The organism is Epibacterium sp. HA2-3 (assembly GCF_055693725.2).
On the sequence record NZ_CM172490.1, the window covers coordinates 2,243,676 to 2,258,495 of the forward strand.

Here is a 14,820-nt window from a genome sequence, read left to right on the forward strand (position 1 = left end):
CCAAAATACTCAATATGATTTCACGTCGTCACTTTCTCAGCACCGCCCTCGCGGGGCTTACCGCGGCCCCCGCGCTGGCCAATGCCCCCGGCTACACCCCTCGCCCCAAGGCCCGCGGGCTCAGCCCCTACACCCCCGGCGCAGATGGTCTCGACGCGATCCTGCGTGGCGCGGGGCTCTCAGGGCAGAGCACCTGTGTCGTCGCCAACGCGCGCACCGGTCAGGTCCTCGAAAGTGTGGAGGGCGACGCGCTTTTACCCCCTGCCAGCGTGGCAAAAGTTCTCACGGCGCTTTACGCGCTCGACTCGCTTGGGGCTGGCTACCGGTTTCGAACCCGCCTCATGGCCACTGGCCCGCTCAAGAACGGGATCATTCAGGGCGATCTTGTGCTGGTTGGCGGCGCCGATCCAACGCTCGACACGGATGGGCTTGCCGATCTCGCCGGCCAAATGAAGACGGCGGGCGTGCGGGGCGTCACTGGCCGCCTGCTGATCTGGGAGGATATGCTGCCCTATATCCGGTCGATCGACCCGGACCAGCCCGATCATATCGGCTACAGCCCTTCTGTGAGTGGCATCGCGCTGAACTTCAACCGGGTTCATTTTGAATGGAAGCGCGCGGGCAACAACTGGGCCATCACGATGGATGCCCGCACACAAAAGTACCGCCCCGACGTCTATACCTCGAAAATGGCCGTCGCGCGGCGCGATCTGCCTGTCTACAGCTATGAGAACAAGGCAGGCATCGATCATTGGACCGTCGCCAGCGGCGCCCTCGGCAATGGGGGCGCGCGGTGGTTGCCGGTGCGCAATCCCGCGCTCTATGCCGGGGATGTGTTCCAGACCCTCGCTCGTGCCAACGGGATCGCCTTGCCGAGCCCAAAGACCACCGCGACCCTGCCCGGCGGCACCGTGGTCGCCCAGATCCAGAGCGCGCCGCTGCCGGACCTGCTGCGCGCCATGCTCAAATACTCCAACAACCTGATGGCCGAAATGATCGGCATGACGGCCTCCCTGCAGCGCGGCGCCCGCCCCTCAAGCCTCAAGTCCTCGGGGCAGAGAATGAGCGACTGGGCGCGCAGTGCCCTCGGCATGCAGCACTGCAAGATGGTGGACCACTCGGGCCTTGGCGAAGAATCCCGTCTCAGCGCCAATGACATGGTGCGCGCGCTGCTTGCGTCACGCCGCACCGGTGCGCTGAAACCACTCCTCAAGCCCTACTATTTCAACGACGCCAAGGGCCGCCCGATCAAAACCCACCCTGTGAAGATCGCGGCCAAAACCGGCACGCTCAATTTTGTCTCGGGGCTTGGCGGATTTATCAACACGCCCGATGGCGGCGAGCTTGTCTTTGCAATCTTCAGCGCCGACCAGCGTGCCCGCGCCAAGATCAGCCGCGCCGAACGTGAACGCCCGCGCGGCGGGCGCAGCTGGAACACACGTGCAAAGAAGCTGCAGCAAAACCTGCTGGACCGGTGGGGACAGGTCTACGGCTCCTGACCCCCAGCCGCTGGCTCGCCACCCTGTTCAACACCAAGCCGGAACAAAAAAGGGCGCCATCCCGCGCCCTCTTCTTCTCATTCTTCTAACCGCAAATATCCCGGAGCGCGAGGCAGAGCCTCGCATCCCGTCCCCGATCGCGCGGGTCAGACCATGTGGCGCGCACGCGCCCCGCGCTCGATCGCGGCCGCATGCAGGCGGTCCACGTTGATCTCGTAGCGGATCTCTTCCAAAAGCCGCAGCTCGCCCTCGTTGAGCTTGCCATCCGCCGCCGCCACATCGCAAGCCAGCGCATAGCAGGTTTCATTCAGACGCTCCGGCAGGATCTCACGCACCAGCCCAAACAGCGCATCCAGCCCATCTTCCTGCTCAAAGAGGTCAAACACGGTGCGCGAGACAGCAGCAATTCGGTCCGCGTCATACTCGGCAAAGATCGGCAGCATGTTGATCGCATTCTGGATCTTCACCAGCTCGGCGGTGCGAATGTCCTCGTCCGAGGCCGACACCGCCACCATTACCGCCACAAGGCAGTCCTGTGGGGTCAGCAGCTGGATCGTTTCTTCTGTCATCTTGGGCGTCCTTTGTGCCGAAGTCCTTGCGTTGTCGCGCCCTTAGGATAAGCCCGCCCTGCCGCGCATACAACAAGAGCCCTTGCGAAAAGTGGTTTTCCGCCCACGCTTCACGGCTGGCGCTTGTTGACTCATGCTGCACAGGCACAATAGAGAAGCGCGTCAGTGTGCGTGGTGCCACTGATCATCCCTGAAAAAGACGCTGACTGGAGTACATCATGTCTGTTCTGCGCGAAGAAGCTCTGAAGAGCAAAGCCTGGCCGTTTGAAGAAGCACGCCGCATTCTCAAACGTTACGCCAAGGGCGCGCCGGAAAAGGGCTATGTGCTCTTTGAAACAGGCTATGGGCCCTCCGGCCTGCCCCATATCGGCACCTTTGGCGAGGTGGCCCGCACCACCATGATCAAAACCGCTTTCGAGGTGATCTCCGACATTCCGACCAAGCTGATCTGCTTTTCCGATGACCTTGACGGGATGCGCAAGATCCCTGGCAACGTGCCCAACGCCGAGAGCCTCACCGAGCATCTGCAAAAGCCGCTCACCTCGGTGCCGGACCCGTTTGGGACGCATGAGAGCTTTGGCCACCATAACAACGCCATGCTCCGCCGCTTCCTCGACACCTTCGGCTTTGAGTATGAGTTCTACTCCGCCACCGAGTTCTACGGCTCCGGCCAGTTCGACGAAGTGCTGAAGCGCGCGGTCGACAAATACGATGACATCATGGCGATCATGCTGAAGTCCCTGCGTGAAGAGCGCCGCCAGACCTATTCGATCTTCCTGCCGATCCACCCCGAGACCGGCCGCGTCCTTTATGTGCCGATGAAAAAGGTCTGCGCCGAGACCTATACCATCACCTTTGACGATGAAGACGGTCGCGAGTGGACCCTGCCGGTGACCGGCGGCAATGTGAAACTGCAGTGGAAGCCTGACTTTGGCGCCCGCTGGGCCGCGCTTGGCGTCGACTTCGAGATGTACGGCAAGGACCACTCCACCAATACACCGATTTATGACGGCATCTGCCGGGTGCTGGGCCAGCGCGCGCCGGAGCATTTCACCTATGAATTGTTCCTCGATGAAAACGGCCAGAAGATCTCCAAGACCTCCGGCAATGGCGTCTCCATCGACGAATGGCTGACCTACGCCTCGACCGAAAGCCTTGCGTATTTCATGTATCAAAAGCCCAAGACCGCCAAGCGGATGCATTTTGACGTTATCCCCAAGGCGGTGGATGAATATCACCAGCAATTGCGGGCCTATCACGGTCAGGACCTGAAGGCGCAGCTCAACAACCCGGTCTGGCACATCCACGGCGGCAACGTCCCGCAGTCGGATATGGTGGTGCCGTTCTCGATGCTCTTGAACATCGCCAGCGTCTCCAACGCCGAGGACAAGGAAACCCTCTGGGGCTTCATCAACAAATACGCGCCCGACGCCACTGCCGAGACCCACCCCGGCATGGATCAGGCCGCAGGTCATGCGGTGCGCTATTTCAACGACTTTGTGAAACCCGCAAAAACCTACCGCCTGCCCACCGATCAGGAGCGCGCTGCGCTCACGGATCTGGCCAATGCGCTGCGCTCTCCCGAGGCGGCACTGGCCGCGATCGCCAAGAAAAACGAACTGGTCGGCAATGATGATCCGCTGCCCGAGGCCAACTTTGCCGACGAAGAGTTCCTGCAGTCGGTGGTCTTTGCGATTGGCAAGATCCACGGGTTCGAGCCCCTTCGTGCCTGGTTCTCTGCGATCTACGAGGTGCTTCTGGGTGCAAGCCAAGGGCCACGTTTTGGCGGCTTCATCGCGCTCTATGGCGTCGAGGACACCATCACGCTGATCGAAAGCGCCTTGGCGGGCGATCTGGTCTGAGACCTACAAACACCAATAATCAAACAACGGGCGTCCCAAGTGGGCGCCCGTTTTGCGTTGGCCGTTTTCCGTTGATCCATCACATCAGTTGCGGAGCTGCCTGCAGGCAGGTTCAGATCGAAAGGCCTCACAAACGTCTCGCCGCACGCGATCCCTGCTGCGCTTGCCTCCACACCCTCCCCGTTTTTTGACCGCATGCCCCGACACGCTATCTATTCTTTCATCAGGTGTTGGTACGGAGGAGTTTTGTGATGCGGATGATGGTGACATTTGGCCTTGTGGCCGCGCTGGCGGTGGCGACGCTTGGCACGCCGGCCAAGGCGCAAAAGGAGCCGATCACCGGCGTCATTGGAGCCCAGATCGAGGCCTTCCAAGCCAATGATATGGGGACCGCCTTTGGGTTTGCCTCGCCCAATATTCGCGCGCTGTTTGGCACGCCGGAACGGTTCGCCACCATGGTCGAACAGGGCTATCCGATGGTCTGGCGTCCGGCAGATGTGCGCTACCTCGAACTGCGCGAGGTGGCCGGAAATCTCTGGCAACGCGTCATGGTGACCGATGCCGATGGCGATATTCACATGCTCGACTATCAGATGATTGAGACTGAAGCAGGTTGGAAAATCAACGCGGTACAGCTGGTCAAGGCCCCGGGCGCCAACGTCTGAAACAGCCCAAACCCGCCGGGTGTTGCGCGGGCTGCGTACGCCCTCCTGAGCGGGATTTAAGACCGGACTGCTAGAACCTTTCCCCACTCCCGACGTGGTGGAACAGGAAAGGGTCTACATATGAACAAGGCAATCACCGACGGTCTGCAACTGATGCCGCCCGCGTTTTCTCAGGGCCTTGGCGTCTGGTCCAGCGGCGATGGCACGCCCGGCTCTGACACCTATGACGGCGCCGCCAATGCGGCACTTGTGGCGGGGGATGCTGATTTTGGCGGCTGCCTTGAGCTGCAGAAAACCGACAGCACCCAGCGCCTGCGCTACATGGGCGAGACCCCGATCCTGCCGGGCTGCTATCTGCGCGTGACCGCCCGCGTCAAAGCCATGAGCGGTGCCCTTCCGACAGTGCGCATTGCAGGCTGGGCCGGTGCGGCGAACAACAGCCATGTCTCCGGCGTCATCGAGAGCGGGCCGGGCACCACCCTCAGCGCCTATGGCGAGGTGGTCGAGGCGCAGGCCATCGTCGGCACCGGCAGCCGATCCGGCGTTGATATGCCCTGGGGGCTGGACGCCGCCTATGGCCATCTCGGGCTGAACCTCACCGGCGCCAATGGTGGTGTGATCCGGGTGGACGACTTCGTGGTCGAGGACATCACCAGCGTCTTTTTGCGCGATATGCTGAGCGTCGTTGATGTGACTGATTTTGGCGCCGTGGGCGATGGAACCACCGACTGCCACGCGGCATTTGAGGCCACGGATGATGCCGCCAACGGTCGGCGCATTCTGGTGCCCGCTGGCGAATTTCGGATCAACAGCACGCTCTCGCTCAACCATGATGTGATCTTTGAGGGCACGCTGTCGATGCCTGATAACGCCATGCTTTTGTTGACCAAAAGCTATGACTACCCGACCTATGCGGCGGCGTTTGGCGATGAGGAGCTGGCCTTCAAGAAGGCGTTTCAGGCGCTGTTGAACAGTGTCGATCACGAAAGCCTCGATCTTGGCGGGCGCAGCATCGCGCTCAGTGGTCCGATCGACATGCAGGCGGCGGTGCCAAATCGCACCAGCTACGCCACCCGCCGCTATATCCGCAACGGCCAGTTTGCGGCGCAAGCGGGGGCGGCGTGGGATCACGACGTGATCACCGCACAGGCGACCTATAGCGCCTCTGACAAGAAAACGCTGACCAATGTGGCCAATATTTCCGCCATCCCCGTGGGGGCGCTGGTCGAGGGCGCGGGCGTGGGCCGCGAGGTTTACGTGACGGCCAAAAACTTAGGTGCAAGCCGCCTGACCCTGAGCCAGCCTTTGTATGACGCCGAAGGCACGCAGAATTTCACCTTCACCGCGTTCAAATACATGCTGGATTTTTCCGGATTCTCCTCACTCAAGAAATTCGGCATCTCTGGCGTGGAGTTTCAATGCAATGGCGTCGCCAGCGCGCTACGGCTGTCGCCTGCGGGCACCGTGTTTGCCCTGCACGACTGTTTCTTCACCCGTCCCAGCGCGCGCGGGATCACCTCGATTGGCAGCGGCTGTCAGGGCATGCTGGTCGACAACTGCCAGTTCCTGTCGGACGAGGATGCAGCGGATGTGGCGGATCGCGAGACCATCGCGCTCAATGTGAACTCCAACGATGTGAAGCTGCGCCACAACCGCGCCACGCGGTTCCTGCATTGGGCGGTGATGGCCGGATCGAACCACACGGTAACCGGCAACCATTTCTTTCAGGGTGACAGCGTGGCGGGTGGCATCCGCACGGCGGGCATTGTGGTCACAGACACCTATGCCTCGCATACGATTTCGGAAAACTACATCGACAACTGCTTTATCGAGTGGACCAACGAATATGACGCAAACCCCGATTTCAATGGCGGGTTCTCCTTTGCGGCCATGTCGATCACCGACAATGTCTTCCTCAGCGGCGATGTAGCGAGTTGGTTCAGCTACATCGTGATAAAGCCATATGGCAGCGGGCATTTCCTCAACGGGGTATCCGTGACCGGCAACAAGTTCCGCTCGATCAACGGCACCATCGACCGCGCCGAGCGGGTCGATACGAGCTTTGCCGACCTTGATTTCAGCCGCGCCAAGGACGTCTTCTTTGACGCCAACAGTTTCCACAACGTCACCATCCAGAGCCGCAATCCCCTGAGGGTGGAATTCGACCAGAACACCGCCGCAAGCACCTGGACAATCGCGACGGGCGGCGCGCTGCCGTTTGACGGCCACAGCCGCGCCGTGGATGCGGTGATCGTGGAAGGCTCGCTTCGAAACAGCGGCGGCTCGGTGGTCTATCCCGGCCACTATGTGCGCACACAGGAAGGCGGCAGCAACAACAAGATCGATCTCGTCTGGGAGCAGGCCGTGCGCGGCACCGTGCGGACGTTGATCCGGATCGACCGCTAGGGCACGAGGCCCAGATCCGCCGGCGTGAGGTGATAGGCCTTGCCAAAACCGCCGTTCAAAAACGCCTCCCGGATCTGGAAACGCACAAAATGAAAATCGGCAAATCCGATGTAGAGCTTTGCCTTGGGGTGGCGGCGCAGATAATGCGTGGCCATCTCCTCATGCGCCGGGCAACCATTGGGCAGGATCTCGGCCACCCCATTGAGGGTCAGGCGCGGATGGGTCAGCGGATCGCCCTTCTCGCCCGGCTCTCCCACGAGGAGCGACACCTGCGGGCGGGACGCCATCGCCTGAGCGTGCTGCGCCAGTGTCGAGACGAGCGAAATCGGCCCACCCGACGCATCGAGCGCAAAGGCGACGCGGCTCTGGACCGGGTGGCCCTCATCACTGAGCGTTGCGAGCGCGGCAAAATCTGCCTCTGCGATCAGGCTCTGGGCCAGCGTGCGCGCCTCATCATCGGTGGGGCGGATTGGAGAGGTCGGTTTTTCGGAGGGTGGGGTATCTTGTGGCATGCTCGCACGTTTCCGATCTGTAAATGTGTCCGGGCGGGCGGATCGAAATCCGGCTGGCGAGGCGGTAGGTCTGCTGTCTAGAACCTCTGCCACAACTCCAGCGTCAGGCCAAGCCGTTCCTGCCCGAAAGAGCGCCACTCCAGCCCCGTCAACAGCTCACGCTTGGGTGAGAGGCGCCAGCGCAAACCGGGCAGAACCTTCCAGATCCGCGCGCCCGCGTCGGGTCGAAAAATCTCGCCGCGAAAGATCACCGCTGGTCCGGACCTGCGCTCAAAACCAAAAGCACCGTCGAGCTTCCACGCCTTTGCCAGGCCTTCCTCGCGCCACTCTCGGATCAGGTCGAAATTGACCCAAGCTCCGCGCGTGGGCCAACTGAGCCCCCGCCCTGCCGAAAGACCGAGCCGTTTCATGCCGCTCCATTGTGTCTCGACACGCCCAAACCCGGCTGCCATCTCAAAGGCCAGTTGCCAGCCCGTCTCCGACTGGCGCAGCGGCAGGCGCGCAAAGACGAGCGCATGCGCGCTCTGGTTCTGGGCGTCCGTGCTTTGATTGAGATCGAGTCCAAAGGTCAGCCGCTGCGAGACCCCATAGGCGATATAGCCGCTGACTTCCTGCCCGGAGCCGCGCGTCCGCAGCGCGCTTGAGGTGAAACCGCCACCCTCCGCCTCAAGCCACGCCCCAGCGAGCGCGGGCAGCGTGGAAAGGGCGTAAACCAACGACAGGACGAGGGGCAGACGCATTGGCAAAGCCTTCTGAAATCACACCCACTCTCCCTATGGTAGAGCAACGCATGGTAGACTTTCAAGCGCATTGGATTACGCTCTGACGCAGGGAGGACGTTTCATGCCGACAATCCAGAAATCCGACGACCGCCAAACCGTCATCACCACCTTTGAGGTCACGCCGGGCACCTGCCAGGATCTCATTGATGCGCTGGAAGCAGCATACGCTGAATTCATCTCGTTCCAGCCGGGCTTTATAGCGGCCGGGTTGCATGTGAATGACGCACAAACCCGCATAGCCAATTACTCGCAGTGGCATCGGCGCGAGGATTTTATGGCGATGCTGCGCTCGCAGGAAATGCGCAAGCGCAACCGGGAGCTGAATGCGCTCTGCCGCAGCTTCGAGCCAGTGATGTATGACGTGGTCACAACATTTGGCTAGAGGTCTGCGCCACAGGGCTCAGATGGATTTTTCGGGATAAAGCACCCGGCACTGCGCGGCCGCCTCGGCGGCACGCTTTTGGGCGGCAGGCAACGCATCCTTGAGGCGGCGAAGCTTGCGGCGTTCGTCATCCATATCAATGCTTACCGGGGTTTCAATCGTGCGATAATAGGTCTCGGGGCACGGATAATAGCCCACCACCTTGCCGTCCTTCACCCGTCGGCAGCTGTGAAACACTGTCTCCGGGACGGTTTGGCGATGGATGGCATAGCCGCGCGCGATATTGCCTTCGCTCTCGGTGATCTGGCGTTGAAGCTGCGTCTGCTCGGAGGCGCCTTCGCGGATGCAACGCTCCTGGGGTGTGGCGCAGGCGGCAAGGACCGCGAGGGCAGGCAGGGTAAGGGAAAGGCGGAACATGAATATCGTCCTGTAATTGCGGCAATCCATTTTTGATGCCGCAATCTTAGCAGGGAGGCCTCTGTTATGCGATAACAAGGCCCCATGACCCATGCAGACGGCCTTTTAAAGCCGCGGGCCTGTCGCTCGGATCTGTCTTTCAGGCCTGCCGATCAGGCAGTGGCACAGACCTCTGCCACTGCCAGCTCCGCCAGAGCCAGAACCGCCTCACGGCTACGGGCGATCGCCAGGAACCGGCCATTGTGGCAGAAGGCAGCACCGGGCACGCCGGACGCCGCCTCAAAAGCCGCATCCGTCAGACCCGCCCAAGCCAAGGGCAGATCGGCGCGGGTTTCAAAGGTATCATCGCCCGTGCGGATCGTGGTCAGCGCCCAGTCGCTGTCGCGCGGATGGATCACAAACAGCAGATGATCGGCTCCGGCCTGCTCCACCGCGCCCCGAAAGGGCATGCCCATCGGGAGCTCGAGCACACGGCGCTCGCCCGCGTCCTCAATGGCGCGCAGCACCACATCCGTGGCCCGCAATTTGGCCGCCTTGTGGCGCAGCCGGGCTTCGACAAAGGCGCGCGCGATGGACAGCGCGTCGACAAAGGCCGCATCGTCAGCCCCATCCCGGCGATCATCAAACACCGGCTTCAAACTCTCAAGAAGCACCGGCAGCGTCAGCCCGGCGAACAGCGGCCCGGCCTCGGCACTGTCGACCGCGCCATTGTCCAAGAGATCGACAGGACGCACAAAATCCGCATCAAACGCGGCGTGAACCCGGTCTAGATCTTTCTCCAGAACCTCCAGCGCGCGCAGGTAGTCCTGGCCAAACGCGGCCCAGATCAGACCAAAGGAGCTGTAGGGCTGGCCATCGGGGCGCAGCGGGTTGGGCCGCTGGTGATGGTCAAAGATCCGCGCGGCAGCATCAAACTGCCCGCCCACGTCATAGATGATCCGCCCCTCGGCGGGGGTAATCCATGCCTTGTCCCGCGTGCGCACCAGTTCGGCATGGGGATAGAGGCGGCTCAGGATGACGGTGGAGAGGAGCTCATCCGCGTGAAAGCCACCAGAATGGGTCACAAGATGGGTAATGGTCATGGACGTGCCTTGGGGTAACGTGGGCCATAGGGGATAGTGGACGGCCTGCAGGCCGCTTTAGGGTGCCATGGGCAATCCCATGCGCGAGGTCAAGCACCACATCACCGCAGCAAGGCGGATTGTGCTGTTTTGACGGCACGTCCTAGTTGTTGGCGCTGTCCTCAGGTTGTGAAAGCCGCGCCATCAGCGCGTGAAGCGCGGGCTCCATCGCCTTGATATTCAAGGCGACACCACGCGCATTGGGATGGATGCCATCCGCCTGCATGAAGGCGCCCATCTGGGCCGGGTCCTCTCCTGCTTCTGCGGCCATCCCGGCAAAGGCAAACGGGTGCAGCACAAGATCATGCGTCGCGGTCAGATCCGGATAGATACTGTCAAAAGCGGCCTTGTAGTCGGCGCCATAATTGCCCGGCGCCTGCATCCCGATGAGCAGCACTTCGGCCCCTGCCCCGCGCGCGGCCTCAATGATCCGGCTGAGATTGGCGCGGGTGTCTTCGGGGGGAAGTCCGCGCAGCAGGTCATTTCCGCCCAGGAGCACGATCATGGCGTCCGGGGTTTCCGCAAGGGTCCAATCGATGCGCGCCGCGCCGCCGGCGGTGGTGTCGCCAGAGACCCCCGCATTGGTCAGCGCGACATCAAAGCCCTGCACCGCGAACCAGTCCCGCAGCTGCGCCACCAGACCCTCGCCCTGGGGCAGCCCATAGCCCTGCACCAAGCTATCGCCAAAAGCGGTGATCCGCACGGGCTCCGCCTGCGCCGCGCCCAGGAGCAATGGAATGCTCACCAAACTGACCACAATTTGCTTTAGAAACTTGCGCATGGCTCGGGACACTCCATATCCAAACGAGATCAAAAGAGACAGGGACCCACAGATGAGCACCGATGCCCGCCCCATTCTTACGCTTCAAGATGTGCATTTGTCGTTGAATGGCAATACCGGCCCGGTGCGGATCCTCGAAGAGATCTCGCTCGAGGTCCAATCCGGCGAGACGCTGGCCCTTGTTGGCCCATCGGGGTCGGGGAAATCATCGCTGCTGATGGTGATGGGCGGGCTGGAACAGGCCACCGGCGGCCAAGTGCGCGCCATGGGAGAGGATCTGACCCGGCTGGACGAGGACGCGCTGGCCCGGTTTCGCCGCGCCCACATGGGGGTGGTGTTTCAGAGCTTTCACCTGATCCCGACCATGACGGCGCTGGAAAATGTGGCCACGCCCCTGGAGCTGGCCGGGGCGCGCGACGCCTTTGACCGCGCCAGCGAAGAACTGGAAGCCGTGGGTCTGGGGCATCGTTGCGATCACATGCCTGCACAGATGTCGGGCGGTGAGCAGCAGCGTGTGGCTTTGGCCCGCGCCGTCGTGACCCGCCCCGAGATCCTTTTGGCGGATGAGCCCACGGGCAATCTCGATCAGGCAAACGGCGCGCAGGTGATGGATCTGCTCTTTGATCTGCGCGACCGGCATGGCTCGACACTGGTGATGGTGACACATGCGCCCGAACTGGCCGAGCGCTGCGATCGCACCATCCGCCTGCGCGACGGCCGCATTCTGACCGACGCCCAGCGCGAGGCCGCGGAATGAGCCAGCAATCGTCTTTTCGCCTCGCCTGGCGCTTTGCATTGCGCGAACTGCGCGGTGGGTTGCGCGGCTTTCGCCTCTTCCTTGCATGTCTCGCCCTTGGGGTAGGTGTCATTGCCGCCATCGGTTCGATCCGCGCCTCCATCGAGGCGGGGCTCTCGCGCGAGGGGGCAAGCCTTCTTGGCGGCGATGCGGAGCTGACCTTCACCTATCGCTTTGCCAACCCGGACGAGATCACCTGGATGGACGAGATCGCCCGCGACCGCTCCGAAGTTGTGGAGTTTCGCTCCATGGCCGTGGTCGGCGACGAGCGGGCGCTGACGCAGGTAAAATCCGTCGACGCGGCCTATCCGCTGCGCGGTGACTTTCGCCTCATGTCGGGCCAACCGCTTCATGAAGCGCTCGCAGCGGCAGATGGCCGCCCCGGCGCGGTGATGGAACGGGTGCTGGCCGACCGCCTGGGTCTGAGCGAGGGCAGCGTCTTTCGCCTTGGCACACAGGAATTTCGCCTGAGCGGCCTCCTTGAGTGGGAACCCGATGCGGCGGGATCGGGGTTCTCCATCGGGCCGCGCACCCTGGTGCGTACCGAGGCCCTGGCGCAATCCGGCCTCTTGGCGCCGGGGACGCTCTATTCCACCAAATACCGGCTGACTTTGCCGCCCGATGCAGATCTGGCGGCACTGGAACAGGACGCCCGCGCCCGATTCGAAGAGAGCGGCATGCGCTGGCGCGATGCCCGCAACGGCGCACCGGGGATTGCACGTTTCGTAGAGCGTCTGGGCGCGTTTCTGGTGCTTGTGGGTCTGTCGGGGCTTGCGGTCGGCGGTGTCGGGGTCTCAACAGCGGTGCGCGCCTATCTCGCCACCAAGACCGAGACCATCGCCACGCTGCGCACCCTTGGTGCAGAGCGGCGGGTCATTTTCCTGACCTACTTTCTGCAGATCGGCGTGCTATCGCTCTGCGGGATCACGCTGGGGCTGATATTGGGCGGGGTGGGTCCGCTGTTGCTCGGTCCGTTGATTGCAGCACAGTTGCCGTTTCCGGCGGTTTTCTCGATCTACCCTGCGGCGCTTGCGGAATCCGCACTCTATGGTGTGTTGACCGCACTGTTGTTCACCCTCTGGCCACTGGCCCGCACGGAGCGCATCCGCGCAGCCGCTCTCTATCGTGATGCGGTGAGCGGCGGGCTGCAATGGCCCGCCCCGCGCTACATTCTGGCCACGCTGGCGACGCTCGGCCTGCTGATTGCTGCCGCCGCGCTGTTCAGTGGCGCGCCAGAACTGGCGCTCTGGACGGCGGGCGGGTTGATCGGTGCGCTTGTGGTGCTGCTGATTGCAGGAGCCGCCATCGGAGGTCTGGCGCGCATGGGCAATCGTATGGCGCGGGGGCGTCCCGCACTGCGTTGGGCGCTGGCCTCCATCGCCTCGGCGCGCGATGGCGCCATGCCTGCGGTGCTGGCACTGGGTCTGGGGCTGACGGTGCTGGCCGCAATCGGGCAGATCGACGGCAACATGCGCCGCGCCATCGCCGGGAACCTTCCGGATGTGGCTCCTTCCTATTTCTTTGTCGATATTCAGCGCGACCAGATGCCCGCCTTTCTTGAGCGCGTCGAAGGCGACCCGCAGGTGAGCAAGGTCGACAATGCGCCGATGCTGCGTGGTGTCATCACCCGCATCAACGACCGCCCGGCCAAAGAGGTTGCGGGCGACCACTGGGTGATCCGCGGGGATCGCGGCGTCACCTATGCCGCTGCCAAACCCGCAAGCACCAATGTCACGGCAGGCGCCTGGTGGCCCGAGGATTACACCGGGCCACCACAGATCTCCTTTGCCGCCGAAGAGGCCGAGGAAATGGGTCTCGCGCTCGGAGACACGCTGACGGTGAATGTGCTGGGACGTGACATCACCGGCACCATCACCAGTTTCCGTGAGGTGGATTTCTCCAATGCGGGGATGGGTTTTGTGCTCACCATGAACGAAGCCGCCCTGCGTGGCGCGCCCCATAGCTATATTGCAAGCGTCTATGCCGAAGAGGACGCGGAGGCCGCTATCCTGCGCGATGTGGCCCGCGAGATGCCGAATATCACCGCGATCCGGGTGCGCGACGCGATCAACCGGGTGTCCGAGATCCTCGGCCAGTTGGCCACCGCCACCGCCTATGGCGCTGCGGCAACGCTGTTCACGGGGTTCCTGGTGCTGCTCGGGACAGCGGCAGCAGCAGAGCCTGCGCGACGCTACGAGGCGGCCCTGTTGAAAACACTGGGCGCGCCGCGCGGTCAGATCCTGCGCAGCTTTGCGCTGCGCTCCGCGATCCTCGGGGCGGCTGCGGGGGGCGTGGCGCTTCTGGCAGGCATCCTTGGGGCCTGGTCGGTGAGCCACTTTGTGCTGGAGACAGACTATGTTGTGATCTGGCCCAATGCGGTCGGGGTGATCGGCGGCGGCATTCTGGTGACACTCTTTGCGGGACTGGCCTATGCGCTGCGCCCGCTGGCGGCGCGACCGGCTCGGGTCTTGCGGGCGCGCGACTAGAAAGCGCGCGCCTGTCAGGCGGGCGTTTTCGCCGGGCTGGGGCAGGAGAGCGGCGACAGGATGCGCTGTAGATCAATGTTGTCGCAGGTCAGACTCTCGAGCGAGATCCCGTCGAGCGCGCCATAAAACGCCTCCCCCGCCCGGGTGAGCGCGTCGCGCAGACGGCAGGCCTCCACCAGGGGGCAGGTGTTGTCCACATCGGCAAAACACTCCACCATCGGCAGCCCGCCTTCGACCTGACGAAAGACATCGCCAATGCAGATGTCGGCAGCGGCGCGACCGAGCGCCAGTCCGCCATTGCGTCCGCGCTGGGTCTTGAGAAAGCCAAGCTGGCTCAATTGGTTCACCACCTGCGCCAGGTGGTTTTCCGAGATATTGCAACGCGCCGCGATTTCGGATTTGGTGACAAGGCGTCCCTCATTGAGAGCACAATACATCAACAGTCGGACCGCGATGTTGGTTCTTTTGGTGATACGCATGTCTGCGGCCCTCTCCCATTGGCGGCGATGGCCCAGTGTTGCAAACTATGGCAAAAAGCGGTT

The 14,820-nt window shown here is 62.7% G+C and carries 14 protein-coding genes; 7 read left to right on the top strand and 7 right to left on the bottom strand.

Going from position 1 to position 14,820, the window contains the following annotated elements; translation table 11 throughout:
• Positions 1–14 precede the first annotated feature (14 nt).
• Positions 15–1,499 (top strand): D-alanyl-D-alanine carboxypeptidase/D-alanyl-D-alanine endopeptidase, encoded by a 1,485-nt coding sequence (gene dacB / locus ACZ1HH_RS10520; protein ID WP_472636609.1) that lies wholly within the window; start codon positions 15–17, stop codon positions 1,497–1,499.
• 146 nt (positions 1,500–1,645) lie between these two features.
• Here the strand turns inward: dacB and ACZ1HH_RS10525 are convergent, their stop codons facing one another.
• Positions 1,646–2,068, bottom strand: a complete 423-nt coding sequence (locus tag ACZ1HH_RS10525; protein ID WP_011539581.1) for a tellurite resistance TerB family protein — start codon at positions 2,066–2,068, stop codon at positions 1,646–1,648.
• 218 nt (positions 2,069–2,286) lie between these two features.
• Between ACZ1HH_RS10525 and ACZ1HH_RS10530 the strand changes: the two genes are divergently transcribed.
• The 3 genes from ACZ1HH_RS10530 (at position 2,287) to ACZ1HH_RS10540 (ending at position 7,001) form a co-directional block, all read left to right on the top strand.
• Positions 2,287–3,930, top strand: coding sequence for a lysine--tRNA ligase (locus ACZ1HH_RS10530; protein ID WP_472636610.1), 1,644 nt, complete (start codon positions 2,287–2,289; stop codon positions 3,928–3,930).
• 251 nt (positions 3,931–4,181) lie between these two features.
• The gene (locus ACZ1HH_RS10535; RefSeq protein ID WP_472636611.1) at positions 4,182–4,595 is read left to right on the top strand and encodes a DUF4864 domain-containing protein; all 414 of its coding nucleotides are present in this window, start codon (positions 4,182–4,184) and stop codon (positions 4,593–4,595) included.
• A gap of 120 nt (positions 4,596–4,715) precedes the next feature.
• On the top strand, positions 4,716–7,001 hold the full coding sequence (locus tag ACZ1HH_RS10540; protein ID WP_472636612.1) for a glycoside hydrolase family protein: 2,286 nt from the start codon (positions 4,716–4,718) through the stop codon (positions 6,999–7,001).
• Here ACZ1HH_RS10540 and ACZ1HH_RS10545 read toward each other — a convergent pair.
• Entirely contained in the window at positions 6,998–7,513 is a 516-nt protein-coding gene (locus ACZ1HH_RS10545; protein ID WP_472636613.1) for a HugZ family pyridoxamine 5'-phosphate oxidase, read from the bottom strand. The genes ACZ1HH_RS10540 and ACZ1HH_RS10545 overlap by 4 nt on opposite strands.
• 77 nt (positions 7,514–7,590) lie before the next feature.
• Positions 7,591–8,253 carry a hypothetical protein gene (locus ACZ1HH_RS10550; protein WP_472636614.1) on the bottom strand — a complete coding sequence of 221 codons (663 nt, stop codon included), beginning with the start codon at positions 8,251–8,253 and terminating at the stop codon, positions 7,591–7,593.
• 103 nt (positions 8,254–8,356) lie between these two features.
• Between ACZ1HH_RS10550 and ACZ1HH_RS10555 the strand changes: the two genes are divergently transcribed.
• The gene (locus ACZ1HH_RS10555; RefSeq protein WP_011539587.1) at positions 8,357–8,677 is read left to right on the top strand and encodes an antibiotic biosynthesis monooxygenase family protein; all 321 of its coding nucleotides are present in this window, start codon (positions 8,357–8,359) and stop codon (positions 8,675–8,677) included.
• Between the two features lie 18 nt (positions 8,678–8,695).
• On the opposite strand, the gene ACZ1HH_RS10560 is transcribed toward ACZ1HH_RS10555, so the two are convergent.
• The 3 genes from ACZ1HH_RS10560 to ACZ1HH_RS10570 form a co-directional block, all read right to left on the bottom strand.
• The gene (locus ACZ1HH_RS10560; protein ID WP_011539588.1) at positions 8,696–9,094 is read right to left on the bottom strand and encodes a hypothetical protein; all 399 of its coding nucleotides are present in this window, start codon (positions 9,092–9,094) and stop codon (positions 8,696–8,698) included.
• Positions 9,095–9,246: 152 nt separating this feature from the next.
• Entirely contained in the window at positions 9,247–10,176 is a 930-nt protein-coding gene (locus ACZ1HH_RS10565; protein ID WP_472636615.1) for an MYG1 family protein, read from the bottom strand.
• 142 nt (positions 10,177–10,318) lie between these two features.
• Entirely contained in the window at positions 10,319–10,996 is a 678-nt protein-coding gene (locus ACZ1HH_RS10570) for an arylesterase (RefSeq protein WP_472636616.1), read from the bottom strand.
• 52 nt (positions 10,997–11,048) lie between these two features.
• On the opposite strand from ACZ1HH_RS10570, the gene ACZ1HH_RS10575 reads away from it, so the two are divergent.
• Together ACZ1HH_RS10575 and ACZ1HH_RS10580 are read left to right on the top strand one after the other, a co-directional pair.
• The gene (locus ACZ1HH_RS10575; protein ID WP_472636617.1) at positions 11,049–11,753 is read left to right on the top strand and encodes an ABC transporter ATP-binding protein; all 705 of its coding nucleotides are present in this window, start codon (positions 11,049–11,051) and stop codon (positions 11,751–11,753) included.
• Complete coding sequence (locus ACZ1HH_RS10580) at positions 11,750–14,278, top strand: ABC transporter permease (protein ID WP_472636618.1); 2,529 nt, start codon at positions 11,750–11,752, stop codon at positions 14,276–14,278. The genes ACZ1HH_RS10575 and ACZ1HH_RS10580 overlap by 4 nt, the downstream gene beginning before the upstream one ends.
• Before the next feature lie 14 nt (positions 14,279–14,292).
• Here the strand turns inward: ACZ1HH_RS10580 and ACZ1HH_RS10585 are convergent, their stop codons facing one another.
• Positions 14,293–14,757: an RrF2 family transcriptional regulator gene (locus tag ACZ1HH_RS10585; RefSeq protein ID WP_011539593.1), complete on the bottom strand. Its 465-nt coding sequence runs from the start codon at positions 14,755–14,757 to the stop codon at positions 14,293–14,295.
• Between the last annotated feature and the right edge of the window lie 63 nt (positions 14,758–14,820).